13 protein-coding genes and 1 pseudogene are annotated in these 10,900 nt (G+C 65.3%); 9 read left to right on the top strand and 5 right to left on the bottom strand.

The annotated features are described in order from the left end of the window. Window positions 1-103 (top strand): annotated as a pseudogene (locus tag P2G67_RS16085) (IS110 family transposase); the annotation flags it as partial. Between the two features lie 14 nt (window positions 104-117). Here P2G67_RS16085 and P2G67_RS16080 read toward each other — a convergent pair. The 3 genes from P2G67_RS16080 to P2G67_RS16070 all read right to left on the bottom strand — a co-directional run bounded on the left by P2G67_RS16080 (window position 118) and on the right by P2G67_RS16070 (window position 3,107). Continuing rightward, a complete protein-coding gene (locus P2G67_RS16080; RefSeq protein ID WP_275824322.1) occupies window positions 118-804 on the bottom strand; it encodes a hypothetical protein in 687 nt (228 codons plus the stop codon). A gap of 105 nt (window positions 805-909) precedes the next feature. Continuing rightward, window positions 910-2,358 (bottom strand): dihydrolipoyl dehydrogenase family protein, encoded by a 1,449-nt coding sequence (locus P2G67_RS16075; RefSeq protein WP_275824321.1) that lies wholly within the window; start codon window positions 2,356-2,358, stop codon window positions 910-912. Then, on the bottom strand, window positions 2,355-3,107 hold the full coding sequence (locus tag P2G67_RS16070; protein ID WP_275824320.1) for a TVP38/TMEM64 family protein: 753 nt from the start codon (window positions 3,105-3,107) through the stop codon (window positions 2,355-2,357). Before P2G67_RS16070 ends, P2G67_RS16075 begins: the two co-directional genes overlap by 4 nt. A gap of 284 nt (window positions 3,108-3,391) precedes the next feature. Here P2G67_RS16070 and rpmH point away from each other — a divergent pair, with 284 nt between their 5' ends. From rpmH to argB, 6 genes are read left to right on the top strand one after another with little or no spacing between them, the layout of a single operon-like run. Next, window positions 3,392-3,526 (top strand): 50S ribosomal protein L34, encoded by a 135-nt coding sequence (gene rpmH, locus P2G67_RS16065; RefSeq protein ID WP_275824319.1) that lies wholly within the window; start codon window positions 3,392-3,394, stop codon window positions 3,524-3,526. Window positions 3,527-3,555: 29 nt separating this feature from the next. Continuing rightward, window positions 3,556-4,014, top strand: a complete 459-nt coding sequence (gene rnpA / locus P2G67_RS16060) for a ribonuclease P protein component (RefSeq protein ID WP_275824318.1) — start codon at window positions 3,556-3,558, stop codon at window positions 4,012-4,014. A 3-nt stretch (window positions 4,015-4,017) separates the two neighbouring features. Further along, a complete protein-coding gene (gene yidD, locus P2G67_RS16055) occupies window positions 4,018-4,353 on the top strand; it encodes a membrane protein insertion efficiency factor YidD (protein ID WP_275824317.1) in 336 nt (111 codons plus the stop codon). A gap of 25 nt (window positions 4,354-4,378) precedes the next feature. Next, window positions 4,379-6,280: a membrane protein insertase YidC gene (gene yidC / locus P2G67_RS16050; protein WP_275824316.1), complete on the top strand. Its 1,902-nt coding sequence runs from the start codon at window positions 4,379-4,381 to the stop codon at window positions 6,278-6,280. A gap of 8 nt (window positions 6,281-6,288) precedes the next feature. Continuing rightward, the gene (gene yihA, locus P2G67_RS16045; protein WP_275824315.1) at window positions 6,289-6,957 is read left to right on the top strand and encodes a ribosome biogenesis GTP-binding protein YihA/YsxC; all 669 of its coding nucleotides are present in this window, start codon (window positions 6,289-6,291) and stop codon (window positions 6,955-6,957) included. Between the two features lie 25 nt (window positions 6,958-6,982). Continuing rightward, the gene (argB, locus tag P2G67_RS16040; RefSeq protein WP_275824314.1) at window positions 6,983-7,894 is read left to right on the top strand and encodes an acetylglutamate kinase; all 912 of its coding nucleotides are present in this window, start codon (window positions 6,983-6,985) and stop codon (window positions 7,892-7,894) included. 46 nt (window positions 7,895-7,940) lie between these two features. On the opposite strand, the gene P2G67_RS16035 is transcribed toward argB, so the two are convergent. Continuing rightward, window positions 7,941-9,173, bottom strand: a complete 1,233-nt coding sequence (locus tag P2G67_RS16035) for a CCA tRNA nucleotidyltransferase (RefSeq protein ID WP_275824313.1) — start codon at window positions 9,171-9,173, stop codon at window positions 7,941-7,943. A gap of 147 nt (window positions 9,174-9,320) precedes the next feature. Here P2G67_RS16035 and P2G67_RS16030 point away from each other — a divergent pair, with 147 nt between their 5' ends. Next, on the top strand, window positions 9,321-9,824 hold the full coding sequence (locus tag P2G67_RS16030) for a PAS domain-containing protein (RefSeq protein ID WP_275824312.1): 504 nt from the start codon (window positions 9,321-9,323) through the stop codon (window positions 9,822-9,824). A gap of 24 nt (window positions 9,825-9,848) precedes the next feature. On the opposite strand, the gene P2G67_RS16025 is transcribed toward P2G67_RS16030, so the two are convergent. Then, entirely contained in the window at window positions 9,849-10,565 is a 717-nt protein-coding gene (locus P2G67_RS16025) for a hypothetical protein (RefSeq protein WP_275824311.1), read from the bottom strand. Between P2G67_RS16025 and P2G67_RS16020 the strand changes: the two genes are divergently transcribed. Further along, on the top strand, window positions 10,545-10,900 hold a 356-nt coding region (locus P2G67_RS16020), incomplete at its 3' end, for a hypothetical protein (RefSeq protein ID WP_275824310.1). The two genes, P2G67_RS16025 and P2G67_RS16020, sit on opposite strands and share 21 nt — an antisense overlap.

Genomic DNA, 10,900 nt, shown 5'->3' with positions numbered 1-10,900 from the left:
AAAGGCGCCAAAGGTGGCCCTCACAGCCATCATGCGCAAGCTCGTGATCCTCGCAAACGCCCTCCTCAGAGATCAGCGTCCATGGGTCAACTTTCCTTCTTGATCAACACGGATACTCTAGCGACCTTCGCGTTCGTCGAAGCTTGTCTTGATGAGATAGAAGACGTAGCCAAGCGCCGCGAATGACAGCATGACGCCGATGTAGTAGCCCTCGCCGCCCCCGCTCGCGAGAAACAGCGCCAGCAGCGCGATGACTCCGCTCAAGCTGCCGACAATCCAGCGCAAGACGCCGGCTTCAGGCGCCGGGCGCCCGGACGGGCCCTTATCGTCGTCGAAGGCACGGCCGATCATGCGGAAGAGGCTGGCCACCGCCAGAGCGAATACGACCAGTCCGCCCCAGTAGGCGAAGCCGCTGCCTCCGGCCGCCACGACAAGGCCCAGGAGTCCCACGACGCCGATCACACTGCCGCGCAACCAAGCCATGGTCTGCGGATCAAATCGGCTTGCTTGCTGCGGCTGCACGGCGGCAAAGCCCTGCCCTACCGGCTGTGGCGACGACGGCGGCGGGGCGGATACCGGCGCGGCTGCGGGCAAAGGCCGCGGACGCCGCGGGCGCTTGGGGTCGCGCTCATAGCTGTCGTAGTGGCTCTTGATGAGCAGCCCGCAGACGAGAAGCCCCAGGCCGGCCAGGATCAGACCACCGGTGTGATAGGTCTCGCTGCTCGCGCCCGCAGCCACCATCAGCCCAACCAGCGCCACGATGCCCGCGATTGCGCCATAGATGAAACGCGCTTGCAGTGTCACTTCGCCACCCCTCGTCCGTCTAGCAATGCCGCCGCGCATTCTAACCAGCCAGGCGCCAAGTCCAAGCCTTTCCAGCCGAAACCGGCTCGCCAGCCATCCGGTCGATCAGCCTAGGCGAACCAGCCGGCGCAGCAGCGCTTTGCGCCAGCCGGTCAGGAGGCGCTCGTAGTACTGCCCGGCGGCCCGCTTGCCAGCCTCACCACGGGTGGGATAGGGCAGCAGGAGCCTGGCCATCTCACCCGCATTCATGCCCTTCGCCAGCGCCAGGCACCAGGGATGCAGCAGATCTCCGGCGCCCCTGCCGACGATGACACAGCCGAGAATGCGCCCGCGCCGATCGGCAATGACCTTCACGAAGCCCCGGGTATCGCCTTCGGTGACAGCCCGGTCGTTCTGCGCAAAGGGTGAAGTGAAAACGCGAAAGGAACGGCCGCTGTTCCGCGCCTCCGCCTCACTCAATCCGACCCGAGCAATCTCCGGGTCGCAGTAGGTGACCCTTGGCACGGTCCGAACATCGAAGCGGGCCGGCCAGCGCAGAAGCGCGTTGGCAAAAGCCAGCGCCGCCTGCTGGCCGGCCACCGGTGTGAAGCGCAGGCCCGCACCGAGACTTGCATCTGAAACCACGTCACCCGCTGCGAAGACCCGGCGATTGCTGGTCCGCAGGCGGCGGTCGACGCGAATGCCGCGCGTGTCGTGGGCGATGCCTGCAGCCTCCAAACCGAGCTCCGCCACGCTGGGCTGTCGCCCGGCCGCCACGAGCAGATGACTGCCGGCTACGACCTTTCCATCCTCGCTGGTCAAGCGAATGCCAGCGCCGCTCCACTCGACCCGCGACACGCGGCTGTGCTCATGCACGATGACGCCTTCCTCCTGGAGGGCTTGGCGCAAGGGTAGGACCGCATCCTCATCCTCGCCGGGCAGCAAACGGCGCCCCTGGAGCAGCGTGACACGCGCGCCCAGGCGCCGGAAAGCTTGGCCCAGTTCGCAGCCCACGGGACCGCCGCCAAGTATGAGCAGATGTTCCGGCAGCTCCTCCAGATCGAAGATGGTCTCGTTCGTTAGATAGGGCGTGCCAGCCAAGCCCGGGATGGGCGGCACCAGGGGCTGCGAGCCGCAGGCCAGCAGGAAGCGGCGGGCGCGGATTTCGCGAAGGACCGGTGACGTTCCCTCGGCGATTTGACTGACCTTTAGGCGATCCGGCGCCGTGAAGCGGGCCTGCGCCTCAAGAACTTCCACGCCCAGGGCTTGGAAGCGTTCGCGACTGTCATGCGGCGCAATGGCCGCGATCGCCGCCTGTACGTGGGCGTGTACGGTGGAGAAGTCGACCGCAGGCTGTGCGATCTCCACGCCCAGTCGATTGCCGCCGTGCGCAGCCCGCGCCGCAGCGGCCAGCAGCGCCTTGGAGGGAACGCAGCCGTAGTTCAGACAGTCGCCCCCCATGCGCCCACGCTCAATCAAGACAACCCTCGCGCCCAGCCGTGCCGCAGCAGCGGCGGCGGTCAATCCGGCTGAACCGGCACCAACAACGCAGAGATCGACGCGGTCACGGGTCATGTCTCGTCTCCCACACGACGCTTCTTCCAGAGCCGATAGGCAACCGGCAGGAGTGCGATCAGTGCCAAGCCCAGCAGCGGCAGCAAGACGGCCGGACGCAAAAGCAAGCCCAGCTCGGTCGCCTCACCGGCCTCCACAACCGCTCCCAAACCGTTGCCGACCGAAGCGTAGACAAAAGTACCCGGAATGATGCCGATCGCGGTCGCCGCCACATAGATGCGCAGCGGCACGCCCAGGAAGGCCGGCACCAGATTAACCAGCCAGAAAGGAAAGAGCGGTATCAGCCGCAGTACCAGGAGATAGCTAAAGGCATCGCGGCGAAACCCGGCGCGCATTCGCTCCAACGTGCCACCAACACGCGCCCGCCATGCAGTGCCAAGCGCGGTGCGCGCGGCCAGGAAGATCGCAATCGCGCCCAGCGTAGCGCCGGTTACCGCGTAGGCCGTGCCCGCCCACGGCCCGAAGAGAAAACCGCCGAGCAGCGTCAGAAGCGCGCCCAGCGGGAGCGAAACCGCGGTGGCCAGCGCATAGACGGCCACGAAGAGCAGTCCAGCAAGCAGGCCATAGGCCTCGACGAGGTCCAGGAGCTGTGTGCGCCGGGCTTCAAGTGCGTGCGGCGTGACAAAATCGCCCAGCCCCAGACCCCACCAGAGAGCAAGGCCCAAGCCGAACAGCCCAAGCAAGGGCAGCCAGCGCGCCACCCTTCGACCGCGCCGTGCGCCGTTGTTTCTCGGCGGCTCCTGGTCCATCACCAACCTTCGTTATGATTGTCGTCATCCGACGGCGCGCCCGCAGGATGGCCGCTCATCTTCTACGCCCGCCCGCCCGGCGGATTTCCGGCATCGCTGCGAAGCGCGCATCGTTGACAGTCTTGTGACCCGCTTCTATACACCCGGCAATCCACACGAGGTGCCATGGTCGGGTGCAGCCGCGCCCGCCGTGATACCTTTTGACCTGTTACACTGACGGCCGGTCGGGAAATCATAGCGGACAGCCATGATCGGGCCAGGCCTTAAACTTTTGGAGAACGGACGTGAAGCGCACCTATCAACCCAGCGCGCTTGTGCGCAAGCGTCGGCACGGGTTCCGCAGCCGCATGGCCACCGTGAACGGTCGCAAGGTGATCGCCCGCCGGCGTTCGAAGGGTCGCAAGCGCCTGAGCGCCTGAGGCCTGAGCTGGTGTTGCGGCCCGGGCGGTTGAAAAAGCGGCCCGAGTTTCTGCGGGTCGCCGCCAGAGGGCGCAAGGCCGCGACGCCCGGCGTGGTGGTGCAGGCTCTGCCCCGCCACTGTGCAGCCGGAGACGACTTGGCCGAGGCCGATGCGCGTGGACTGCACGACACAGCGGCGCAACAGCAGTCGATCCGCGTGGGCTTCACAGCCAGCCGGAAAGTCGGCAACGCCGTGGCGCGCAACCGTGCGCGCCGGCGCTTGCGTGCCGCAGTGGACGAGATCTTTCCCCAGGCCGCTCAGCCTTGCCACGACTATGTGGTGGTGGCGCGGCGGGGGACACTGGACCGGCCTTGGCCGGCCTTGCTGGAAGACCTGCGCTCGGCCCTGCGCCGGGTGGAGCGGTCCGGCGGCAAGGCTACGCAGGGCAAGCGCAAGGGCAAACAAAGTGGCCGCGGCCACCGCAGTGAAGTTCAGAAAGCGGGTTGAAGCATGCTGCACCGGCTGGTGTCGCTGACGGGACGAGGGCTTGGGGCGGTAATGATCGGCTTCGTGCAGGTTTATCGCTTGTGCTTTTCCCCGCTGCTGCCGCCGAGTTGTCGCCACTTCCCGACCTGTTCGACCTACGCGATTGAGGCAATCCGCAAGCACGGTCCCGTCACCGGCTTCGGACTGACCACCTGGCGCCTGTTGCGCTGCCATCCCTGGGGTGCCTGGGGTTACGACCCCGTACCTGAGGTGGGCCTTTGGAATCGGGCGCGTCAGCGCCTTTTCGGCCGCCCGAACCCAACCGGCAGCGGCCTCCACTCGCGTCATCATCCTTCCTGACGGACCACTGGAGCGGCTCTCCGCAATGGATCAAAAGAACCTTCTCCTGGCGATTGTCTTCTCGCTCGCGATTCTGCTCGGCTTCGAGTTTTTCGTGGGCGGGCCGCAGCGCGAACGCCTGGCCGAAGAACAGAGTCAGCAGGAAGCTGCCGAACTCTCGACCGCGCCCACCGCCAGCGATGCCCCAATTCCGGGTGGCGCAGCGCGCCCAGGCGACTCTCTGCCGGATACCGATGCCGCGCTCCAGGAGACGATGGACAGCCGCCCCTCGGGCATGCAGACCGAAGCAGCGCTGAGCCAGGCGCCGCGAGTGGACGTCGAAACGCCGACGCTCACCGGCTCGCTCTCCCTGCTCGGTGGTCGGGTCGACGATCTGGTGCTGAAGGACTACCGCGAGACCATCGACCCCGACAGTCCGCGCATCCGGTTGCTGCACCCCGCCGCCAGTGCCCGACCCTACTTCGCCGATTTTGGATGGACCGCCCGCCAGGAGGGCGTCTCTCTGCCGCAGGGAGACAGCGAGTGGCGTCTTGTCGAGGGCGAGCGTCTGACGCCGGAGAGCCCCGTTGTCATCGAATGGGACAACGGCGAAGGCCTCACCTTCCGCCGCACCTTCGAGATCGACGAAGACTATATGTTTACGGTCAATCAGGAGGTCCGAAACGATAGCGACAGCCTGCTGAGCATGGCCCCCTATGGCCTGATCTCGCGCAGTGGCACGCCGGACACCCTGGGCTTTTTCATCTTGCATGAGGGGCTGATCGGCGTCTTCAACGACAGTCTGCAGGAAACCAGCTACTCCTCGATCCGCGACGATGGAGTGGAAAGCTGGACCACGACCGGCGGCTGGCTCGGCATCACCGACAAGTACTGGATGGCCGCACTGGCCCCAGACCAGTCGGAAGACGTGACTGCCCGCTTCCTGCACAGCGACAGCGGCGGGCCGAAGTACCAGACGGATCTGGTGTATGGCCTGCGCGACATCGCGCCCGGTGAGAGCCTGTCCCAGACCACGCACCTCTTTGCCGGTGCCAAGGAAGTCACGGTTCTAGACGACTATCGGGATGACCTGGGCATCACGAACTTCGATCTCGCAGTCGACTTCGGGTGGTTCTATTTCCTGACCAAACCGATCTTTTATGTGCTGCACTGGCTTGCCGGCATCATTGGCAACTTCGGCGTCGCGATCCTGATCCTGACGGTGATGATCAAGATCGTGTTCTTCCCGCTGGCCAATAAGTCCTATCGCTCCATGGCCAAGCTGCGGAAGCTGCAGCCGGAGATGATGAAGCTCAAGGAGCGTTTCGGCGACGACCGACAGCGCATGAACCAGGAGATGATGGCGCTCTACCGCAAGGAGGGGGCCAATCCGGTGGCCGGCTGCTTGCCGATCGTCATCCAGATCCCCGTGTTCTTCGCACTCTACAAGGTGCTCTTCGTCACCATCGAGATGCGCCATACGCCCTTCTTCGGGTGGATTCAGGACCTCTCGGCTCCGGACCCGACCTCCATCTTCAATCTCTTTGGGCTGCTGCCCTATGACGTGCCCAACCTCGGTATGCTGGCCATCCTCTCCATCGGTGTCTGGCCTATTCTCATGGGCATCTCCATGTACGCCCAGCAGCTGCTCAACCCGCAGCCGCCCGACCCGATCCAGGCCCGCATCTTCCTTGCGCTGCCGGTGGTCTTTACCTTCGTGCTTGGCAGCTTCCCGGCCGGCCTGGTGATCTACTGGACTTGGAACAACATCCTGTCGGTCATCCAGCAGTATGTGATCATGCGCCAGGCGGGTGTGCCCATCGGACGCAAGGCCGCCACTGCCACTGCCACCGCCTCCACCAGCGGGAGCGGGAGCGGCGAGAGCAAGGAGAAAGCTCCGGCTAGCGCGTCATCGGGCGGGAAGCGCAAAACCAAGTCCAAGCGCTGAGACTGGCCGTGTCGAGCAAGGCACCCGAAACACTGACGGATGAGCAGAATGAGCAGGCGCGCCGCGAGGCGGGGCGCCTGCTCTTTGCACAGGAAGCCCGCTTCCTGCTGGCCGCCGTTGGTGCGGACCAAGTGCCGGCCAGTGACCTGCCCGAAGTTGCCTTTGCTGGTCGCTCCAATGTGGGCAAGTCGAGCCTCGTCAACGCCTTGACCGGCCGGCGTACGCTTGCGCGTACATCCAACACGCCCGGCCGTACGCAGCAGCTGATCTTTTTCGACCTTGGCGGGCGGCTGATGCTGGTCGACCTGCCCGGCTATGGCTATGCCAAGGCCCCGAAGGGTGATGTAGAACGCTGGACCCGGCTCACCCGCGACTATCTTAAGGGTCGGCCGCAACTGCGGCGCATCCTGCTGCTGATCGATTCGCGCCATGGCCTCAAGGACGTGGACCGCGCCGTGATGCGAGAGTTGGATGCAGCAGCCGTTTCCTATCAACTGGTCTTGACCAAGAGCGACAAGCTGAAGGCGGGTGCTTTGAACGCGCGCCTGCAGGAAACTGCGGCGGAACTAGCCAAGCATGTGGCTGCGCATCCGGAGATCGCCGTCACCAGCTCGGAAAAGAGCGAGGGCATCGAAGAGTTGCGCGCGGCCTTGGCCGATCTGGCTGCTCTAGGCTGAAGGCGGCTCGCGGGAGGAGTAGAGCATGGCACCGAAGAAAGACATCGGCGAAACCAAGCACTGGCTGCGCACGGCGCGCACCCTGACCGAGGCACTGCCCTTCATGCGCCGCTATGCCGGTCGGACCGTGGTGGTGAAGTACGGCGGCCATGCCATGGGCGACGGCAAGCTGGCAGAGCTCTTCGCGCGCGACATCGTTCTGATGAAGCAGGTGGGTATTAATCCAATCGTCGTGCACGGTGGCGGACCGCAGATCGGCCAGATGCTCAAGCGCCTGCAGGTGGAAAGCGAGTTCATCGACGGCCTGCGCGTCACCGACGCGCGCACCGTGGAGGTGGTGGAGATGGTGCTTGCGGGCTCCATCAACAAAGCCATCGTCGGTGCGATCAACGCGGCCGGCGGCACCGCCATCGGCATCTGTGGCAAGGACGGCAACCTGATCCAGGCCCGCAAACTGCGCCGCGCCAAGCGCGATCCCGAATCGAACATCGAGCAGCTGCTGGATCTCGGTTTCGTGGGCGAACCGCGGCACATCAACCCGCAGATCCTCACCGCCTTGGAGCAGGCGGGCATGATCCCGGTGATCGCCCCGCTGGGCGTCGGCGCCAACGGCGAGACCTACAACATCAATGCCGACACCGTGGCCGGCGCCGTTGCGGCAGCAGTGGGGGCCGTGCGCCTTCTGCTGCTCACCGATGTCGCCGGCGTACTGGACAAGCAAGGGGAGCTGATTGAATCGCTTTCCCTGGCCGAAGTCCGGACCTTGATGGCTGACGGGACGATCCAGGGCGGCATGATCCCCAAGTTGGAGACCTGCATAGGCGCCGTGGAAGAGGGCGTGGATGCCGCCGTGATTCTCGACGGCCGGGTGGCGCACTCGGTGCTGCTAGAGGTCTTCACCGATCAAGGCGTCGGCACGCTGGTCCGGCGAGACTGAGAACAGCTGCGCTTCCATGGAACAGCCCTGGGAGGGAGAGATCAGCTCAATCCCCTCTTCCCAGGCGGCGCCGGGCTTCGGTGAGGAGAGCGGCGTGATCGGCGGAGAAGTCGCCCTCGATCCACCAAGCCTCCAGATCGTGCAGCAGCCGGCCCAGTTCCGGACCGCGACCAGCCCCCACCGCCAGCAGATCGCGCCCCTTTAAGGGGAAGGGTCTGGGCAACCAGGCATCCACCTGCTTCAGGGCCGCACTGAGCGTCTCAGCACTCCAGCCCTCCTCAGCCGCTGCCAACAGCAGGAGATCGCGCACCCTCCCTGCACCAAAGCGGTAGAGCGTCTGGCGCAGCGCGCGTGGCTCCATATCGGGCTGCACCGGCCGGGGGCGCGTCCGCAGGAGGATCAGCCGATCGCGCTGGACGTTGGACAGCCTTAAGCGCTGGGCCACCTTCGCGGCCCCCTGCTGATCGCAGTTCAACAGCGCCGCCAATCGCAGCAGGGGATCTGCGGCGTGATCCAGCGCGAGCAGACAAGACAGGCGGTCCGGCGCTCCGGCCTCGGGCAGCTCGCTGGCCAAAATGCGATGCCGATGCATCAAGGAGAGCGTGGGCACGGGCTCAGGCGCGGCCAGCAGCTTCAGCAGTTCATCGCGCACCCTTTCGCCGGACAGCCGTGCCAGTTCCGGCGCCGCCTCAACCGCGGCCGCCAAAGCCTCGCCGTCAGGCTCCCCACGGCCGTAACGCGCCAGGAAACGAAAGAAACGCAGCAGGCGCAGATAGTCCTCGGCGATCCTTTGGCGCGCCGAGCCCACGAAACGCACGCGCCCGACCCGGGCGTCCTCTACACCGCCGAAATAGTCCCAGATGCGCCCCGCCGCATCGCAGGACAGGGCATTCATGGTGAAATCCCGCCGTGCGGCATCGGCTTTCCAGTCATCGGTGAAGGCGACCCGCGCGTGCCGGCCGAAGGTCTCCTCGTCCAGGCGCAGCGTGGTGATCTCGAAAGGCTGCCCGCCAGCCACGGCGGTGACAGTGCCGTGGGCTATCCCCGTCGGGACGACCTTCAGCCGCGCCGCCTCCAGCAAGGCAATGACCCGTTCCGGCGGATCCGGGGTGGCGATATCGACATCGTTCACCGGCAGGCCCAACAAGGCATCACGCACACAGCCGCCCACAAAGCGGACCCTCTGACCCTGCGCCTCGAGGGCAGCGAGCACTTTCCGCGTCGCCGGCGCCGCCATCCAGTCCTGAGGCTCCAGCCGATGTTGCGTCGCATTCGTCATGCGCTGCGCGGTCCGCCACACGGGAATCGTTGCGCCGAGCGTTCGACATTTTCCCGTTCACTCTGCGATAATGCTTGACCCATCGAGTCTGGCGCCTTCTGTACCCCAGCCGACATTATGGTCCCTCCACTGTATGAAACGCCCCTCATGCCCTTGATTGACCTGAACGAGATCAGCTCGCCGCTTGTGCTACGCGCTTACGACTACTGGAAAGGCAAGCACCGCAACGACCACCTCCCCGCCCGAGCGGATATCGATCCGGTGGAGATTCCGGAGTTGCTGCCCAATGTCCTGATCAGCCAGGCGCAACGAAATCCCTTCAACATTGTCTATCGGCTCGCCGGAACCGAGGTGGTCGCCATGAACAAGATGGATCTCACTGGCAAGCCGCTCAACTATGGCATCGAGCAGCCGGCCTGGCGACAGTACTGGCGGGAAGCCTATTGGCTGGGTTGCAGCGAGCGTCGTCCGGTCTTCGGCGCCGATACCTACGAGTACCGGGATCGCGAGCACGTGAATTTCGAGTGGTGCATCCTTCCGCTGGCGCAGAACGGGGTGGATGTGGACATGTTCTTCGAGATCGAGGCCTATGCCGAGGGAGCGAGGCCGGGACGCGGCGTTCCTGTCTACACCGGCGAGCCCTCCGAATAGCCTTCCGCTAAATGAACTGCCACCCTATTCCAAAGTGTCCGGGGTCCAGTCTCTGCGGCGGATACGCCCTCTCAACGCCCGCCACTGCGAAATGAGTCCCGGCAGCAGGTTGGCGCCTGAAGGCGCGCTGTATCGGGAAAGCGTTTCAGCCGCCAGCGCTTCGATCTCACTGACCAGGCGAGGGTCTGCCGCGGCGGGATCGAACTCGTTGCGGCGGAAGGAACGGCCGTACTCCGTAGCAAACACAGTGTCCCAATCCTCCCCGAAGTGGCGGCGGGCAAAGTTCTGGTTCACGCTCGCGTAGCGCGCGTGAATCCGGGCGGCCAGATCATCGTCGAGGCCCATGAAACGCGGCTCCTCCCAGCCCCGGGACTGGGCTTCCCGGCGCAGCCAGCGCCGCGCCTTGTCCTCGCTCGCCCCGAAGCGGTAGTGGGCGCCCTGCCGACGCAGGCGTAGCAGCAGTTCCATTGTGATCACACCCGGCCGTTCGTTCTTGACCGGCGGTTCCTCGCGCGCTGCCGAGATCCGCGGCAGATCGCAGGCCGCAAGAAAGCGCTGCGCCAGATTGCCGCCGGCGGCAATAAGGGGCAGTGCCCTGAAATCGGCACCGGGGCAGTCAATCCACTGCGCCAGCCGCTGACCATAGTCGTAACGCTGCTCCCTCAGGGCCGCTTCGACATAGGGACGGAAGCGCTTGCCGGTGCGGAAATAGAGCATGGCATGGCTGTAAAAGGAGTTCATAAACGAGGCCTGAGGCCGAACAACGGCAACGAAAGTGACGCGAAATCCGCGCGCGCCAAAGCCCTCAGCCAGACGCGCCGCGGCACGGTGCTCGGGCCGCAGGCGCTGCAGGCCCTCGTAGGACAGCAGCAAGGTCTGACAGTTTGCCTCCTCGCATGCACGGTCAAGTTCGGGAAGCAGGTGCGTCTCAAAGGGCGCCCGGTCGTGCGCCAGAGTAGTGTCCAGAATTTTCTGCAAAATGCGTTCATGGCCGCTGTTGGTTTGGCGGGGCGGGCGTGGCGCCTTCGAGTGAGCGCAAGCGCCCGCCCCGCCCGCCGCCGTCAGGCGGCGTCGGC

It is taken from the genome of Aquibaculum arenosum (assembly GCF_029222965.1).
GTDB lineage: Bacteria > Pseudomonadota > Alphaproteobacteria > Kiloniellales > DSM-21159 > Aquibaculum > Aquibaculum arenosum.
Note: the sequence above shows the minus strand (reverse complement) of the source record. Positions and strands in the feature narration are given on the sequence as shown.